Genomic DNA, 16,687 nt, shown 5'->3' on the forward strand with positions numbered 1-16,687 from the left:
CTAGCTTTCGCGGATCGCGCGGATCCAGCCGTACAGGCCGCTCGCCCACACCACCAGCGGCAGGATGCCGAGGATCAGCAGGATCTCCAGGATGTCGACGGTACGACCGAGCAGCGGTGACCGGCGGCGCCCCGCACCGAGCGCCGCACCGACGCTGATCGCGGCCACCACCAGCAGTCCGGCGACGACCAGGGTAAGGCGGCCGAGCATGCTCGTGGTCAGGAAGCCGCCGATCGCGATCGCGCCGAGGGCGACCACGCCGGCACCGAGCAGCGGCAATCGTTGCGCGGTCGAGATGAACCAGCGCGCGCGCATGAAGAGCAACAGGCCGAGGGCCGCACAGAGTACGTACCCGGCGGTGCCTCCGGTCGTGACCAGTGCGAGCGCCGAACCGGCCGCGATCAAGCCGACCGCACCGAGCATGCCGGCGAGCAGGTCGTCGGCGCGCTCGGCCAGCCGGAGCACGCGCGCACCGTCGACGGTCTCGGTGTCGGTGCGCAGGTCCTCGGTGCCGGACGGCACCGTGGGCACCGGCAGCCCGGCCAGCCGGTAGGACATCATCGGCATCGCCGGCACCACGACCAGGGCGAGCGCGAGCACGATCGCGGCCGCGCCGGCCGGAGTGGCACCGAAGACCATGCAGATGGCGGCGGCCACGCCGAGGCCCACGGCACCGGCGGTGGTGGCGAGGAAGACCTGGCCGTACGCGGCGACGGCGGCACTGCCGGCGACCGCCGACACGAACACCACGGCCGCGGCGCAGACGAGCAGGTCCGGTGCGCCCAGATCGCCGAGGCCACGGCCGCCGGCGAAGAGCGTCAGGCCGCCGACGGCCGCGTACACCATGGACACGATCGCCAGCAGCAACCCGTTGCGGTGGTCGCCGAAGCCGCGTGCGGCGACGGCCGAGGTCGAGAGCAGCAGCAGCGCGAGGACCAGGGCGACAGCCGGAGCGACACCCCGCGGCGGGCCGGTCAGCGCGAGCGCGACGGCGCCCCCGACCAGCGCGGCCGCGCCCAACCCGAGGCCGAAGACCTTGGTGGTAGCCGTAGACCATCGGCCGGGCCGCATCCGCGTCGCGGTCGCGATCGCGTCGACCACGTCGTCGAACACCGGTTCCGGCTGCTCGGCGCCGCGTGGCCGCAGGTAGAGCAGCTCGCCGTCGCGGATCTCCAACTGGGCCGGCGACTGCGCGATGTCGAGGGCCGGTCCGGCCAACCGGGCCAACGACCAGCCGTACCGGCCGTCAGGCTCGTCAGCGAGTCGATCACCGGCGAACCGCAGGACCGTCGGCAGCACATCGGCAAGAGGCACTTCGGACGGTAGGGCTAAGTCGACCCGCGTCTTCGGCGCCACGATCGTCACACGGCTCGATCCGGCCGTCGTCGCGCCCGCCACGATGTCCCCTCCTCGTCCACAGGCCGCACCCGGGCGTATCGCGGGCGCCACCGCTTCCGGCAGAGTACATACGATGGCCACGGTCCGGTGTCCACCCGGCCCCGGGGGAGGAATTGGCGTTGAGCACCGTCCTGTTCCGACGGCCACCGCGCCGGCCTGGTCCTGCCATGCCGCGCGGTGAGTTGCTGGTCGAGTCGCCACCGGAGCTGCCCGAGCAGTTGCCGCGCGGCATCGGCCAGCTGCTGATGGTGCTGCCGATGGTCTGTGGCGTGGGCGCCATGGCCTTCCTCTACGCCGGTCGCGGCGGTGGGGCGGTCACCTGGATCGCCGGTGGCCTCTTCGGCGTCTCGATGCTCGGCATGGCGATCGGCTCGATGGGCGGCGGCGGTGGCAACAAGAAGGCCGAGCTCGACGCCGAGCGCCGCGACTACATGCGCTATCTGGCCCAGATCCGCAAGAGGGTACGCCGAGCCGCCGACCAGCAGCGGTCGGCCGCGATGTGGGTGCACCCCGCCCCCGACGCGCTCTGGTCACTGGCCTCCTCGCGACGGATGTGGGAACGCCGGTCGACCGACGAGGACTTCGGCCAGATCCGGGTCGCGGTCGGCCCACAGCAGCTCGCGGTCGACGTCACGCCGCCCGAGACCAAGCCCGTCGAAGACCTGGAGCCGATGTCCGCCATCGCGCTTCGCCGGTTCATGAACACCTTCCGGGCCGTGCCGGACCTGCCGATCGCGTTGTCGCTGCGGGCGTTCGGCCGCGTGTCGCTGCGCGGCGAGCGGGAGCGGGTGCTGGCGGTGACCAGGGCCGCGATCGCCCAGCTGGCCACGTTCCATTCGCCGGAAGACGTACGCATCGCGCTGGTCGCCGCTCCGGAACGCGTCGCCGACTGGGACTGGCTCAAGTGGCTGCCGCACGTGCAGGTCGACCGCAAGGTCGACGGCGCCGGGTCGGTCCGGCTGGTCTTCGACTCGATGACCGAGCTGGAGGACGCGCTCGACGACGAGCTCAGCAGTCGCGGCCGCTTCAACCCGTCGGCCAAGGCGTTGACCACCCAGGCGCACCTCGTGGTGATCCTCGACGGTGGCGAGGCTCCGGCCGCTGCCCAGCTCACCGGCCCTGGCCTGCTCGGCACCACGGTGTTCGACCTGTCCGGTGTGGTGCCGCGCGACGCCGGCCGCTGGTTGCTGGCGCTGACGGTCAACGGCGATCGGATCGAGGTCAACCAGGGCAACCGGAGCACGTCACTCGGCCGGGCCGACACGTTGGCGGTGCCCGCCGCCGAGGCGATCGCCCGCCAGCTCGCGCCGTACCGGCTGTCCCACCAGGCCACCAGCGAGGAGCCGCTGTCCCGCAGCCCCGAGCTTCCTGAGCTCGTCGGTGTCGGCGACGCGGCGGCGGTCGACCCGCGCCGTCATTGGCGACCGCGCCCGGTGCGCGAGACCCTGCGCATCCCGCTCGGCCTCGGCCCCGACGGTGCGGTCGTCGAGCTCGACCTCAAGGAAGCGGCGCTCGAGGGCATGGGGCCGCACGGCCTGATCATCGGCGCGACCGGTTCCGGCAAGAGCGAGCTGCTGCGCACGATCGTGTCCGCGCTGGCGATTACGCATTCGTCCGAAGAGCTCAACTTCGTGCTGGTCGACTTCAAGGGTGGCGCGACGTTCGCGTCGCTCGACGCGTTGCCGCACACCAGCGCGGTGATCACCAACCTGGCGGACGAGTTGCCGCTGGTCGACCGCATGCACGACGCCATCGCCGGGGAGCTGCAACGCCGGCAGGAGCTGTTGCGGTCGTCGGGCAACTACGTCTCGCGCCACGAGTACGAGCGGGCGCGCGCCGGCGGCGAGAACCTCCAGCCGCTGCCCAGCCTGCTGATCATCTGTGACGAGTTCAGCGAGTTGCTGGCCGCGAAGCCCGACTTCATCGAGCTGTTCCTGCAGATCGGCCGGCTCGGTCGGTCCTTGGGCATCCACCTGCTGCTGGCGTCGCAGCGGCTCGAGGAGGGGCGGCTGCGCGGCTTGGACACCCACCTGTCGTACCGGATCGGTCTGCGGACGTTCTCGGCCGTGGAGAGCCGGATCGTGCTGGGCGTTCCCGACGCTTACGAGCTGCCCAACGCGCCCGGTCACGGCTACCTGAAGATCGACACCTCGACCATGCTGCGGTTCCGCGGCGCCTACGTGTCCGGTCCCTACCGGCAGGCCAGCGCCGCGACGCAGGCCGCCAAGGCACGGGTGCAGGGCTCGGTCGTGCCCTATCGGATGGCGCACGTCCCGATGCCGAAACTGCCGGAGGCGCCGCCCGAGCCGGTCGAGGTCGCCAGCGGTCCCGAGCCGGCGCGGCAGGTCACGATGCTCGACGTGGTCACCGGGCGGCTGCGCGGCCAGGGTCCGCCGGCCCACCAGGTGTGGTTGCCGCCGCTCGACCTGCCGGCGTCGCTCGACGCGCTGTTGCCGCAACTCCAGCGTGATCCCGACCGGGGTCTGCAGGCCGTGGGCTGGCCCGGCGGTGCCGGTCGACTCGCGGTGCCGGTCGGTGTGGTCGACCGGCCCTATGACCAGCGCCGCGACCCGCTGGTGGTCGACCTGTCGGGCGCGGCGGGCAACACGGTGATCGCCGGTGGTCCGCGGTCGGGCAAGAGCACGTTGCTGCGCACGTTGATCTCGTCGTTGGCGTTGACCCACACGCCGCGCGAGGTGGCGTTCATGTGCCTCGACTTCGGCGGTGGCACGCTGCGCAGCCTCGCCGGGTTGCCGCACATGTCCGGCGTGGCCGGGCGGCGCGACATCGAGGCGGTGCGGCGGTCGGTCGGCGAGGCGACGGCGCTGCTCGACGAGCGCGAGCAGCGGTTCGCCGAGCGGGGCATCGAGTCGATCGGCGCGTACCGGCGGATGCGGGCCACCGGGCGTTTCCCCGAGGACCCGTTCGGCGACCTGTTCCTGGTAGTCGACGGCTGGGGCACGCTGCGCGAGGACTTCGAGGAGCTGGAAGCGCGGATCACCAAGCTCGCGGCGCGCGGCCTGGGCTACGGAATCCACGTGATGATCACGGTCAACCGGTGGGCCGAGCTACGGATGAACGTGCGCGACCTGCTCGGCACCCGGCTCGAGCTGCGGCTGGGCGATCCGACCGAGTCCGAGATCGACCGGCGGGCGGCGCTCAACGTGCCGACGGGCGTGCCCGGGCGCGGTCTGACCCGTGACAAGTTGCACTATCTGAGCGCGTTGCCCCGAGCTGACGGTCTCGGCGACCCGGAGACGCTGGTCGACGGCACGGCCGCGATGGTCGCCGCGGTCGCCGAGTCGTGGGTGCACCCGCCGGCGCCGAAGGTGCGCCTACTGCCGCGCCGCCTGCCGGTCGACGAGCTCACCAAGCTGGCCGGCACCGACGCGCCGGGCATCGCGATCGGTCTCAACGAGTCGCACCTGTCGCCCGTACGCGTAGATTTCTCGGTCGACCCGCATCTGTTGGTGTTCGGTGATGTCGAGTCCGGCAAGACCAACCTGCTCCGGCTGGTCGCACGGTCCATCGTGGATCGCTATACCCCACAGGAAGCACGAGTGGTCATCGTGGACTATCGGCGCGGTCTCCTTGACGCGATCTCCGGAGAGCATCTGCTCGGCTACGCACCGTCAGCCACCGTGCTCGCCGAGATGGTGGGCTTCCTGCGGGATTCGATGAAGCAGCGGCTGCCGGGGCCGGACATCACGCCCGATCAGCTGCGCAACCGCAGTTGGTGGCACGGCCCCGAGCTGTTTTTGATCGTCGACGACTACGACCTCGTCGCGTCGGTCGGCAACAATCCACTGTCGCCATTGGTCGAGCTGTTGCCGCAGGCCAGCGACATCGGCCTGCACGTGATCCTGACCCGGCGCGTGGGTGGCGCGTCGCGAGCCCTTTACGAGCAGGTCATCCAGCGGATGCGCGAGCTGGATACGCCGGTGTTCCTGATGTCCGGCAAGCCGGAGGAAGGTGCCCTGGTCGGCACCCTGAAACCGAGCCCACAACCGGCAGGGCGAGGCACACTCGTACGTCGGCAGGACGGGCAGCAACTGGTCCAGACGGCCTGGATAGAGCCATGACGATCCGGGGCTGCGCCATGATGCCCGCGTCCGTTACGGTGAGTCCGGACGTGTCGCACGAATCAAGCGAGGGGTGAGTGTTATGGGTCAGCCGTTCTTGGTTGATGCCGCAACGCTCCACAAGGCTGCGGGGGATGTGCGGTCGACAAGGTCTGATGTCGACGGTGATCTCAAGCGGCTTTGGGGCGTGTTGGACGATCTGGCTGTCGCATGGCAGGGCCAGGCTTCCGCGGGGTTCCAAAACCTGATGAATCGCTGGAATGGCGATGTCACGAAGCTGCTGACCGCGTTGGACAACATCGCGGACCTGCTCGACCAGGGTGGCACGACGCACCAGGTCAACGACGAGCAGCAGAACGAGATGATTAACAAGTTCAACTCGGCCCTGAACCCGTAGTGATCTGAGCGAAGGACATCGAGATCATGTCGCAGCCGATCCAAGTCAACTACGCCGCGCTCGAAAACGCGCAGTCGCAGATGCAGTCGATCTCCAAGACCATCGACGGCCGCCTCGACACCCTCCGCTCCCAGCTGCAGCAGATGCAGTGGAACGGTTCCGACCGCGAGGCCTACCAGGGCTACCAGGCCCAATGGGACGCGGCTGTCGCCGACATCAACGCGATCCTGCACGAGATCGGTGCGGCAGTCGGCGTAGCCAACCAGAACTACATCACCACAGAAGCCAACAACGCGAAGGTGTGGGGCTGACCCACTTCCGGCGTCATCCGCGCAGCGCGGCCCAGGGCCTAGCCTCGGGCCGCGCTGCGCGTTCCGGTCCATCGTGGATCGATCGTGACCAGGCGTGCTTCCGTTCTTCTTGGCGCTGAGGCAATCGCGTATCGGCCGTGCCTGGCCAGGTGTGTTGTCGTTCGCCGGTGAATGCGGCCTGGTGGCGGAATCCCTTGCCGATCTTCTTGGCGCTGAGGCGATCGCGTATCGGCCGCGCCTGGCCAGGGTTTTTGTCCGTTCGCGGGTGGATGCGGCCTGGTGGCGGAATCCCTTGCCGAGGCGTTGGACCCCGGCGGCTGGTCAGCGAGGCGGGACCTGGGCTCGGCCGCTGTAGTTCGGCGCTGTTGCGTGGCCGCCAGCCTGCTGGGTCGGCGGCGTTCGCTGGGTTGTGGGTTGCCAGCTCAGCGGTTGTTGACGCTGGCTCGGCGCTGGTCGCGCGGTGGCTGGCACCGGTGCGCCGGCGGGTTTGTGCGGTCGTTTGGCCGCGCCGCGGGTGCGTACTGTGGGCGCGGTGACCTTCCCGCCGGCCGGCCCGGCGGGAGTCTGGCGGGCGACCCATGCCGCCGCCGGGTCGGTGGTAAGCCTGCGCCGCCTGGTGCCGCGGACGACAGCGGCACACAGCGCGATCACGAGCGCCAGGGCGCCCAACACGGCCGCGGTCCAGGTCGCCAGCGTGCGCGTGTTGCCCATCGGGTCGGCAGGCAGCGCCACCGGGTCGAGCGCCGCCGCGGGGGGTGACGCCTTGGGAGCGCCGGTGATCGCGGTCATGGCCCGGTACGGGTTGATGACGCCATACCCCACCAGATCGTTGCGCCCCTCCGGCGGATGATCGGCGGTCGCGGTGATCCGCGCGGTGACCTGCGCCGGCGTCAGGTCCGGATCCGCCGACCGGATCAGCGCCGCGAGCCCGGACACGTACGCGGTCGCGAAACTGGTCCCACCGGCGGTGAACCGGGCGTACCCGTCCCCCCGAGGCATTGGCCCGTCAACCTCGGCCCCCGGCGCGGCGACGTCGACGTACGCCCCCGTGGTCGAGGTAGCGACGTGATGCCCCTCCTGATCAATGCCGGCAACGGCGATGACCCCGTCATACGCGGCGGGATAAGCCTTCTGGTTCTTGCCGTTACCACCACCGTCGTTGCCCGCGGCCGCGACAAGAACGACACCGTCCTCGAGCGCGTCGTCGATGGCCTGCTCCAACGCCGGCGTCGGGTCGGTGGTGAGCGAAAGATTGATCACGTCGGCACCGTTGTCGACGGCGTAGTCGATCGCGTCAGCGATGATGTTCGGCCTGTCGGGGTCGAAGTCGGGCTCGAGATCGGGCAAGACCCGAATGGGCAGGATCATGGCTTTGGGCGCGATCCCGGTGAACACGGAGCCCTCAGGCTTCCGCCCGGCGATGATCCCGGCGATCAACGTCCCGTGCGCCACGGCGTCACATTGACCGAGCGCGGACGGCTCGACGAAGTCACGCCCTTCGAGCACCTTGCCCTTCAACGCCGGAGGATCAGGCGACACCCCAGAGTCGATCACCGCGACCGTGATCCCGGCGCCTTCGCTGACGGGCCAAGCCAGATCGGGCCGCATCCGTTGCAGCGGCCACGGGGTCTCCGTCATGGGCGATCCCGGGTTGGCAGGCCCGCACTTGGGCGCTCCCAGCCCAGCAGAGCCTGGGGCGGCAGCCGCCGGCCCGCTCACCCCGATCGCGGCAACCGACCCCACCACGGCCACAGCCGCCAGGCTCGGCAAAAGTCGGTTGGCACCGCGCCCACGGCCGAGCCGACGCGAGCTGGGCGGAGCGCCTTGCCTCGCGCCGGACGTAGGCGGCGGTGTGGCGCGTGCCCACAATGGCGGCGTAGCACTCGGCGCTGCTCCGTGAGCGCGCTGCGGTTGGTTGGCAGGCGGCATCGGCTCGCGCGCTGGCGCGGCGGGCCTGGCTTCGATTGCTCGGTCTCGGAACACGGGATGTGCCTGGTTGATCAGTTCCCGAGGACCGGAGGCGGCGGAACGTCGGTGCCCTCGTTCCACACGTTCTCGTCTTCGTAGAGCCAGCTGTCGTACTCGTCCTCGTCGCCGTGTCCGCCGGAGGCGCCTGGGCCGCCGGCGAAGCCGGCACCGCGCCCGCCGGCACCCTTTCCAGCGCCGCCCTTGCCCGCGCCGGCTCCGGCGCCGCCCATCCCGGCCATGCCCCCGCCTCCGCGGGCCGCGGCGCTGCCCCGGCCGCCGCCGGCTGCTCCGCCACCGACACCGCCGATGCCGGCCATGCCGCCGCCGCCCAACCGGCCGCCGGCACCGCGGGTAGCGCCGCCGCCTTTGCCCGTGGGGCCGCCGGCCATCGGTGCGATGGTCGGGGTGATCGGCTTGCCTAGGGATCCGCCGCCGGAGAGCTTTCCGAGGCCACCTGGCACGCCGATGCCGCCGCCGCCGCTTCCCAAGCCGGCGCCGCCGAGACCGCCACCACCTAGGCCACCGGTGCCAAGGCCACCGCCGCTCAGCCCGCCGAGGCCTGGCGTGCTCGTCGACAGCCCGCCGCCGGCGCCGGCCAGGCCGGAGCCCGGCTGGTAGTCGCCCAGGCCCGGAGTAGTGGGCTTGTCGATCGGCGAGCCGTCCAGCAGGCCGGGCATGTTGCCGACACCGCTCCCGCCGACCTTGGGTGGGTCGAAGCCGCCGGCGCCACCACCGGCGCCGCCGATGCTCGGTACGCCGCCACCACCGCCGACGCCTGGGCCACCGCCACCAAGGTCGGGAGTATCAATCTTGGGGGTGCTGACGTTGCCGACCCCGGTCGCGGTGGGCGCGCGGTCGGCCGCCGTTTCATGCTGCGTGCTGACCGTGTCGTACGCCTGGCGCGCGTCCTCCTCGACATCCGTCAGCAGCTTGCGGAACTGGTCGCCCAGCCAGCCGGCGAAGCTCATCGGCGCGTTGTTGAAGAAGCCGGACTCGAGCTCGACCTCGAGGATCCCGGGAGCGAGCGTGACCCGGGCGTCGCGGGCGGCCATGAGCTCGCCGAGCATGCTGGCCGGGACCGGCATCGCCGCCTGGGCCGCCTCGAGATCCTGCGCCGCCGTGCGCAGCGTCTCGACGATGCCCGCGCCGCCCTCGGGCGCCGCGCCGTCCGAGACCTTCTTCAGCCCCTCGCTGACGGTCTTGACCCGTCCGGCGAACGCGTCCGCGGCCTTGCCCGTCCAGAACGCGTCAATGCCCTTGATGTCCTGTTCGAGCGACGTGCAGACATCGCGTACGTTCCCGATCAGCTCCTGCCAACCAAGAGCGGCGTCCTCGACATCAGCGGGACGGCCGGCGATGACGACGTGGTTGACCATGGTCGTCCAGTCGAGAGCCATCTGCTCTTTCCCCTCCTGGCAGATCGCTAGATCTGGTGCTCTTTCGCGGCGGCCTTACCGAAGATCGACTCCCACTGCTGCGCGGTGAGCGCGTTGCGCTCCTCAGCGGCGGCGTAGTTCTCTTTGATCTTCCCGAGGGCGTCCGCGGTGTCATGCAACTGCTCGATGGTGTCCTTGAGCCCGTTACGGAACGAGTTGTAAAGGGCCGTGTGCTTGCCGTGTACGAGCTCAGCGCCGCGATGACCACCCAAAGTGGACGTACCGCCACTCGCCGGACCGTCGATCTTCTCCAGGATCCCAGGCATCGCGTAGTAAAGCCGGCCCAGATATTCGGCCCGTTCCCGGAGCCACTTCTGCGTCGACTCGAGGGACTCGAGATCAACCCCGGTCTTGCCACCCGGCGCCGCCTCGGTTAGTCCGGCAGGAGCGACATCCGGCCGAGACGTGCCGACGTTGGCCTGGTCCAACTTCATGTCGAGCGCGAACGGGCGGTCCACATGCGTGCTGATCCGCTCACCGTTGTTGTCAACGGTGAGGACCGAGCCGTCTTTGAGCCGGACCTCCACAGTGTTCTGGTCGATCCGTTTGTAGCTCTCGACCTGCGCATCGAGTTCCTTGTTCCCGGACTCGAACTTGTCCCCCATTACTTCTCCCCAGGTCTCGGCTGCCTAACTGGTGCCGGACGTCAATGCGTACCCTACCGGTCACCCGACGACGGTGGTTGCCGCTGCTCGGCCGGAGGCTGCCCCTCCTGCGGCCCGTAGCCCGACTGACCCGGCGCCTGCCCGTGGCCTGGCTGACCGGGTGCCGGAGTGTGGCCTGGTTGACCCGGTGCTGGTCCGTAGCCGGGCTGACTGGGCGTCGGCCCGCTGCCTGGCTGGCCCGGTGCCGGTCCGTACCCGGATTGTTGCGGTGGCGGTCTGTAGCCCGGTTGCGCCGGCGGTGGGCCAAACGCGGGTGGCTGCGGCGGCTGACCATATGTCGGCGGTTGCGGCGGTGGCGGGTAGGGCGGTTGCTGAGGCGGCGGCCCATAGCCCGGCCTTGCCCCGTACCCCGGTGGAATCTGCCCTTGTCCCGGAGGCGGCGCACCCCACTGTCCTGCCTGCCCAGGGTATGGCCCGCCAGATGGTGGCGGGCCGGACAACTGCCGCCGCCGCCGACGGTTCGACCAGACGATCAGGATCACAATCGCCGCCACGACCACCAGACATCCGAGGCCGTAGACCAGCAGGCCGCCCCAGTCGGCGCGCACCCTGATGCCGAACCGCGAGCCTTCGTCACCGGCTTCGTCGGTCGCCGAACCGCTGGCCTTGTCATCGGGCGCAGCAGAAGCGACACCGAGCGGGTTGGCGTCGACGCGTGGGATGTCGGCGGTCAACGCCCGCACCGGGTCGACGATGCCGAAGCCGTAGAGGCTGTCGCGGCCCTTGTCGCCCTTGTCCGTGGCGGTCTTGACCAGCCTGTTGACGACGTTGGCGGCGTCGAGATCGGGGAACCGCGAGCGGATCAGGGCGACGACACCGGACGTGATAGCGGCGGCCTGGCTGGTGCCGTCACCGACGCCGTACCCGTTGCCCTGGTTGACTGACATGATCACGTCGACGCCGGGCGCGCTCACCGCGAGCTGGTGACCTCGGTTGGAGCCTTCCCAGAGGGCGCCCTTGCGGTCGACCGCGGAAACGGAGACCACGCCCGGCAGCCGGGCGAACGAGCTCACGTCACCGCCCTGGTTGCCCGCGCTCACCACCACGACGACGTCGCGTTGCTGGGCGTACGCGATGGCGTCGTTGATCTCGGTCGAGAAGAACGTGGAGCTCGGCTCCATCGAGATGTTGATGACCCCGACGCGCTGGTCAGCGGCCCACCGCACGGCCGGCGCCATCGTTTCGCGCGCCATGCCGACCGCGGCCGGCATGATCTTGGCCTCTGGCGCGACGCCGAGCAGTCGCTGCTGGCCGCCGCCCCGCCCGGCGATGAGGCTCGCCATGCCGGTGCCGTGGCTGACGTTCTGGTCAGGGTCGGTGCGGCCGTCGGCGGCCACGTCGTTGCCAAATGCCTTGCCGGGCACGACCTGGCCGGCGAGGTCCTGGTTGGTGGCCTGCACGCCGGTGTCGACGACCGCCACCGTCACGCCGGCGCCTTTGGTGATCTGGTGCGCGCGTGAGATGCGAAGCGAGTCGAGTTGCCAGGACAGCGACCGCACCGTATCGGCGTGCGCGGGGGTGGCAAGCAGCGGCAACGAGGCCATCGTCAGCACGGCCGTCGCCACGACGAGCCATCGCGCACGCATGCGTCGGTGCATGGACTGCTTCATCTCACCCGCCCGAGTCGCTGTTGAACCGGCAGCTCAACCAGCACATCGGTGGTCGTGACTGTCCGTGCGCCCAGTGTAGATGGCGGTGACGGACGGGGAGTGTCCGCACAAGTGGGCTGTGGATAACTCACCGCCTGTGGATAACCCGTTTCGAGCCTTGCCGTGGGCCGACACTGGACCGGTCACGTCGAAGCACCGACCACAACGGACGCGGCGGCGACGAAAGCTCGTCGCCGCCGCGTCAACGGGGAGGTTTCAGTGGGACTTGTTGGTGCGTACTACGCCCGCCGCACCGCCACCGCGGCGCACCGGCTCGGCCGTGGCGATCATGCCGCCGTGCCGGGTGAACTCGATCGCCGTCGCGGCGCCGAGCTCGGGTGTGCTGACGAACTCGGGCTGGCCGAGAGCGACCAGTTCCGCGCCATACGCGGTGATGAAGGCGGTTTCCGCCTGTGGTGCCGCGCTGTTGCGCTGCGAGGCGCGCGGTGCCGCCATCGCCTCAGGCAGGGTCATGCCGAGGTCGATGCGGTTGACCAGCATCTGCAGCACGGTGGTGATGATCGTGGCGCCACCGGGGGTGCCCAGTGCCAGGAACGGCTTGCCGTCGTCGAACACGATCGTCGGCGACATCGACGAGCGCGGCCGCTTGCCCGGGGCCGGCAGGTTCGGGTCGGGCGGCGCGCCCGGCGTCTGGATGAAGTTGAAGTCGGTCATCTCGTTGTTGAGCAGGAAGCCGCGGCCCGGCACGACCATGGCGTTTCCGCCGGTCTGCTCGATGGTCAGGGTGTACTCGACGACGTTGCCCCACTTGTCAGCGACAGTGAGGTTCGTCGTGCTCTGGCCGGGGTTACCGTCCGCAACGGCCGCCGCGGTCTCGCAGCCGCCGTAATGTCCGTCCGGGTTGCCCGGCGCGACCGGCTTGGTGAGCGCCTTCGCCGGGTCGATCAGACAAGCGCGCTCGGCGGCGAACCGGTCCCGAAGCAGCTCGTCGATCAAGCGTCGCGAGGTGTCGTCGCCGACATAGCGGTTGCGGTCGGCGAACGACAGCGCGCTCGCCTCGAGATAGAGGTTCAGCGCGTCGACCGCGCTCATGCCGGACAGGTCGAACCGCTCGAGGATGTTCAGCGCCTCGCCTACCGCGATGCCACCGCTGGACGGCGTCGACATGCCGTAGACGGTGTAGCCGCGGTAGTCCGACCGGGTCGGCGCCGGGAACCGGACGTCGTATCGGCTGAGGTCGGCGAGCGTCATCTCGCCGGGACGGATCTCGTACTGCCACGGCACCGCGGGATCCGCGGCGACCGGCGGATGCTGCACCGTCGAGACGATGTCGCGGGCGATCCGGCCCTCGTAGAAGACGTCCGTGCCGTGGCGCGAGATCTGCCGATAGGTGTCGGCCAGGTCGGGGTTGCGGAACCGCGAGCCGACCACCGGCGGCTGCCCGCCCGGCAGATACAGGTCCCGGGTGGAGGTGAACTGCGCGAACTGGGCGGCGTTGTCGGCGATCTGCTGACGGAACGTCGAATCGACCGTGAACCCGCGCTGAGCGACGTCGGCCGCCGGGGCCAGCGCCGAGGACAGCGAGCGGGTTCCCCACTTGCGCAGGGCTTCCTTCCAGGTGAGAAGCGATCCGGGTACGCCGGCCGAGATGCCACTGACCCGGGCCTCCTGGAACGCCATCGGCGTGCCGTCGGCCTTGAGGAACGCGTCCTCTCCCATCGCGCGCGGTGCCGCCTCGCGACCGTCGATCGTGTGCACCCGACGGGTCTTGGCGTCGTAGTAGACGAAGAAGCCTCCGCCGCCGACGCCGGCGGAGAACGGTTCCGTGACGCCAAGGGTCGCGGCCGCGGCGACCGCGGCGTCGACTGCGTTGCCTCCCCGGCGGAGCACGTCGAGGCCGACCGCGGTGGCGGTGGGGTCGACGGTCGAAACCGCCCCGCCATATCCGACGGCGGTCGGGTCCCTGGGCGGTTCAGTGCCGCCGTGCGCGAGCGCCGGGGCGGAGCCCGGCACCACCAGCCCTGCCGCGGCCACGACAGCGACGACTGCGATCTTTCCGAGCTTCATTGCCCCTCCCGGATCAGCATGCGTCTCTATGTCCTACCGCCACCGTCCTCGATCGGCAACAGGGCGGGCGGAGCCCGGATTCGCAGCCCGGAAACGGGCCGTCACGGTGTGCAACGAGTCAGGCGAGGCTCAGGTCAACAGAAGCTCTGAGAGTCGACGGCGGGCGAGCCAGGTCGCGCCGGTGCCCATCACGACGAGATAGGCGACAGCGGCGAGCATCCCCGCACCGAGGTCTCCGGTCGTGAGACCCCGCATGAGCTCGACGCTCTGGTAGAGCGGCAGGACCGCGACCAGCACCTGGAGCGCCGGCGGATAGACCGACAGCGGATAGAAGGTGGTCGCGAAAAGGAACATCGGCAGCATGACCAGCTGCAGGTACTGGTGGTGGTGCGGCTCCCGGATGTAGGTGGCGGCCCGCCAGGCCGGCGGCGGAGAAGGCGTACGCGATGAGCACAGCGGCCGGCACGGCCAGCACCGCCCACGCGGAGTGCACCATGCCGAGCGCGACGATGACCACGAAGAAGCAGCTCGACGACAGCGTGCTGCGCAGCACCGACGCTGCGATCTCACCGACCGCGATGTCGCCGATCCGCATGGGCGTGGTGACGATCGCGTCGTAGACCTTGTCGAACCGGACCCGCCACCACACGTTGCTGGTCGTCTCGTTGACCGCGCTGTTCATCGCCGACGTGGCGAGCAGGGCGGGCGCCACGAAAGCGGCATAGGCCGCCGCACCGGAATCGCCGCTGACCAGCTGCCCGATGCCGACACCGATCGACAGGAGATAGAGAAAGGGCTCGAAGATGCCGTTCACGACGAGATTCCACGGTCGGCCGTGGCGTAGGACCCAGAGATGGCGCACGACGATCAGGTGGGCGGACGACACGGTTCGGCTTCCCTTCACGCGTGCAGGTGACGCCGGTACAAGCTGCGGGCCATCAGGTAGCCGACGCCGCAGAGGCACGTCAGATATCCGATGTGGACGAGTGCGAGCGGCCACGACACGGTGCCGAGGCTCAGCGAGCGGCACAGGTCGACGCCGTGCCACAGCGGAGTGGCATAGACGAGCGGGCGTACCACCGACGGCAGTTGCTCCACGGCGAAGAACGTGCCGGAGAACAGGTAGAGCGGCATCACCACCCACTTGAAGATGCCGTTCACCGGCCGCATGTCGGCCAGCGTCACGGCCCATGCCGCGGACGGCAGCGCGAAGGCCATCGCGGTGAGGGCGGCGGCCGGCAAAGCCAGCAGCACGAGCGGGGAGCGCGCGGCACCGAACGCGACCATGACCGTCATGAACACCGCCGCGCTCAACACCACACGCGAGGCCATGAAGAGAAGATGACCGTGCAGGATGTCTTCGGGATCGAGCGGGGTGCCGGCCGCCACCGGGTAGGCACCGCCGGGTCCACGGTTGACCGCCACCGGGAACGCTGCCTCGATGATGCCGTTCTGCATCGCGGCCGCGGCGAGTATCCCGGGAGCGAAGAACGCCAGGTAGTCGACGCCGCCGAGGGCAGCCGCGTCCGGACCGACCAGCCGGCCGAGGCCGAGGCCTATCGCGACGAGGAACAGCAGCGGGTTCGCGATGCTGATCACCACAGTGCCGCGCCAGGTGCGGCGGTATCGGAGGATCCAGTACTGGAACGCGCGCAGCGCCATCGCGTCGGCCGTTGCCATCAGTCCACCAGCGTCCGGCCGGTCAAGGCGAGGAACACGTCTTCGAGACTGGCCCGCCGGACCATCGCGGTCGCCGGCCGCAGGCCGATCTGATGGACGACCGCCAGCGCCGCCTCGCCCTCGGCGGTGTACCAGAGCACCCGGTCGGGCAGTTCCTCCAGCCGGTCGCGGATCGCGGCATCGCGCAGCTTCGCCACGGCTTTGTCCTGCTCGCCGATCTCGAAGCGCAGCTCGAGCACCTCTTTCGTCGAGTGCGCGGCGATCAGCTCGGCCGGCGAGCCCTGGGCGACGATGTGGCCCTTGTCCATCACCACCAGCCGGTCGCAGAGCTGCTCGGCCTCGTCCATGTAATGCGTGGTCAGGATCAGGCTGACTCCCTGCTGTTTGAGCCGGAACAGCCGATCCCACAGCACGTGGCGGGCCTGCGGATCCAACCCGGTCGTGGGTTCGTCGAGGAGCAGGATCTCCGGCTCGTTGATCAGCGAGCGGGCGATGGTGAGTCGCCGCCGCATACCGCCGGAAAGCGCGTCGACCCGCTCTTCACCTCGTTCGGCGAGTTGCGCGAACTCCAGCAGTTGCGTGCTGCGGGTGGCGATCGTCGGTTTGGGCAGCCCGAAGTAGCGACCGTAGATCAGCAGGTTCTCCAGGACGGTGAGGTCCCGGTCGAGCGCGTCGTCCTGCGGCACGACACCGAGCCGGGCCCGGATCTCGCGGCCTTGGGTGAGCGGGTCCAGACCGAGCACTCGCAGCGAGCCAGCGGTCGGCGGCGAGACGCACGCGATCATCCGCATCGTCGACGACTTCCTCGCACCGTTCGGTCCCAGGAACCCGAACGACTCGCCGCGTCGCAGGACGAAATCGATGCCGTCGACCGCGGTGAACGGCGTGCCGTGGCGGTCGCGGGGCGGATAGCGCTTGACGAGGCCGGCCGCCTCAACGAGGACATCGGGCATGGCGATGATCGTAGAAAACCGAGCAGAGAGGCGCAAGAACTAAACATCGGCCCGCAAATTCCGGATAGAAGGGCCCGACGGCGAAGACAACATGATTCTTGCGAAGCGCATGTCGAGAGA

General features: G+C 69.9%; 12 protein-coding genes and 1 pseudogene. 3 read left to right on the forward strand and 10 right to left on the reverse strand.

Annotation, left to right across the window (positions count from 1 at the left end; genetic code table 11):
• Window positions 1-1,599: a type VII secretion integral membrane protein EccD gene (eccD, locus tag AB0J88_RS28775; RefSeq protein WP_364738059.1), complete on the reverse strand. Its 1,599-nt coding sequence runs from the start codon at window positions 1,597-1,599 to the stop codon at window positions 1-3.
• On the opposite strand from eccD, the gene eccCa reads away from it, so the two are divergent.
• The 3 genes from eccCa to AB0J88_RS28790 all read left to right on the forward strand — a co-directional run bounded on the left by eccCa (window position 1,518) and on the right by AB0J88_RS28790 (window position 6,188).
• On the forward strand, window positions 1,518-5,480 hold the full coding sequence (gene eccCa / locus AB0J88_RS28780; RefSeq protein WP_364350182.1) for a type VII secretion protein EccCa: 3,963 nt from the start codon (window positions 1,518-1,520) through the stop codon (window positions 5,478-5,480). The two genes, eccD and eccCa, sit on opposite strands and share 82 nt — an antisense overlap.
• A gap of 82 nt (window positions 5,481-5,562) precedes the next feature.
• Window positions 5,563-5,877 carry a WXG100 family type VII secretion target gene (locus AB0J88_RS28785; protein ID WP_089250010.1) on the forward strand — a complete coding sequence of 105 codons (315 nt, stop codon included), beginning with the start codon at window positions 5,563-5,565 and terminating at the stop codon, window positions 5,875-5,877.
• 26 nt (window positions 5,878-5,903) lie between these two features.
• Window positions 5,904-6,188 carry a WXG100 family type VII secretion target gene (locus tag AB0J88_RS28790; RefSeq protein WP_364350179.1) on the forward strand — a complete coding sequence of 95 codons (285 nt, stop codon included), beginning with the start codon at window positions 5,904-5,906 and terminating at the stop codon, window positions 6,186-6,188.
• A gap of 321 nt (window positions 6,189-6,509) precedes the next feature.
• On the opposite strand, the gene mycP is transcribed toward AB0J88_RS28790, so the two are convergent.
• From mycP to AB0J88_RS28835, 9 genes and pseudogenes are all read right to left on the reverse strand, one after another.
• Window positions 6,510-7,826, reverse strand: coding sequence for a type VII secretion-associated serine protease mycosin (gene mycP, locus AB0J88_RS28795; RefSeq protein ID WP_364350176.1), 1,317 nt, complete (start codon window positions 7,824-7,826; stop codon window positions 6,510-6,512).
• 362 nt (window positions 7,827-8,188) lie between these two features.
• Complete coding sequence (locus tag AB0J88_RS28800) at window positions 8,189-9,553, reverse strand: WXG100 family type VII secretion target (RefSeq protein ID WP_364350173.1); 1,365 nt, start codon at window positions 9,551-9,553, stop codon at window positions 8,189-8,191.
• Window positions 9,554-9,579: 26 nt separating this feature from the next.
• Window positions 9,580-10,197: a hypothetical protein gene (locus tag AB0J88_RS28805; protein WP_364350170.1), complete on the reverse strand. Its 618-nt coding sequence runs from the start codon at window positions 10,195-10,197 to the stop codon at window positions 9,580-9,582.
• 53 nt (window positions 10,198-10,250) lie between these two features.
• Window positions 10,251-11,843, reverse strand: coding sequence for a S8 family serine peptidase (locus tag AB0J88_RS28810; RefSeq protein WP_364350167.1), 1,593 nt, complete (start codon window positions 11,841-11,843; stop codon window positions 10,251-10,253).
• 279 nt (window positions 11,844-12,122) lie between these two features.
• Window positions 12,123-13,934, reverse strand: a complete 1,812-nt coding sequence (gene ggt / locus AB0J88_RS28815; RefSeq protein WP_364350165.1) for a gamma-glutamyltransferase — start codon at window positions 13,932-13,934, stop codon at window positions 12,123-12,125.
• Window positions 13,935-14,063: 129 nt separating this feature from the next.
• Window positions 14,064-14,288, reverse strand: coding sequence for a hypothetical protein (locus AB0J88_RS28820; protein ID WP_364351068.1), 225 nt, complete (start codon window positions 14,286-14,288; stop codon window positions 14,064-14,066).
• 124 nt (window positions 14,289-14,412) lie between these two features.
• Window positions 14,413-14,934 (reverse strand): annotated as a pseudogene (locus tag AB0J88_RS28825) (ABC transporter permease); the annotation flags it as partial.
• Window positions 14,835-15,614 (reverse strand): ABC transporter permease, encoded by a 780-nt coding sequence (locus tag AB0J88_RS28830; RefSeq protein WP_364350163.1) that lies wholly within the window; start codon window positions 15,612-15,614, stop codon window positions 14,835-14,837. The pseudogene AB0J88_RS28825 and the gene AB0J88_RS28830, both read right to left, overlap by 100 nt.
• Entirely contained in the window at window positions 15,614-16,567 is a 954-nt protein-coding gene (locus AB0J88_RS28835; RefSeq protein WP_364350161.1) for an ABC transporter ATP-binding protein, read from the reverse strand. The genes AB0J88_RS28830 and AB0J88_RS28835 overlap by 1 nt, the downstream gene beginning before the upstream one ends.
• Between the last annotated feature and the right edge of the window lie 120 nt (window positions 16,568-16,687).

Source organism: Asanoa sp. NPDC049475 (assembly GCF_040676915.1).
Lineage (GTDB): Bacteria > Actinomycetota > Actinomycetes > Mycobacteriales > Micromonosporaceae > Asanoa.

Bases quoted from the DNA above. Each gene is read 5' to 3' on its own strand.
- AB0J88_RS28785 (WP_089250010.1), top strand. From the start codon at position 5,563: ATGGGTCAGCCGTTCTTGGTTGATGCCGCAACGCTCCACAAGGCTGCG.
- mycP (WP_364350176.1), bottom strand. From the start codon at position 7,826: ATGACGGAGACCCCGTGGCCGCTGCAACGGATGCGGCCCGATCTGGCT.
- AB0J88_RS28790 (WP_364350179.1), top strand. From the start codon at position 5,904: ATGTCGCAGCCGATCCAAGTCAACTACGCCGCGCTCGAAAACGCGCAG.
- AB0J88_RS28810 (WP_364350167.1), bottom strand. From the start codon at position 11,843: ATGCGTGCGCGATGGCTCGTCGTGGCGACGGCCGTGCTGACGATGGCC.
- AB0J88_RS28830 (WP_364350163.1), bottom strand. From the start codon at position 15,614: ATGGCAACGGCCGACGCGATGGCGCTGCGCGCGTTCCAGTACTGGATC.
- AB0J88_RS28800 (WP_364350173.1), bottom strand. From the start codon at position 9,553: ATGGCTCTCGACTGGACGACCATGGTCAACCACGTCGTCATCGCCGGC.
- AB0J88_RS28805 (WP_364350170.1), bottom strand. From the start codon at position 10,197: ATGGGGGACAAGTTCGAGTCCGGGAACAAGGAACTCGATGCGCAGGTC.
- AB0J88_RS28835 (WP_364350161.1), bottom strand. From the start codon at position 16,567: ATGCCCGATGTCCTCGTTGAGGCGGCCGGCCTCGTCAAGCGCTATCCG.
- ggt (WP_364350165.1), bottom strand. From the start codon at position 13,934: ATGAAGCTCGGAAAGATCGCAGTCGTCGCTGTCGTGGCCGCGGCAGGG.
- AB0J88_RS28820 (WP_364351068.1), bottom strand. From the start codon at position 14,288: ATGTTCCTTTTCGCGACCACCTTCTATCCGCTGTCGGTCTATCCGCCG.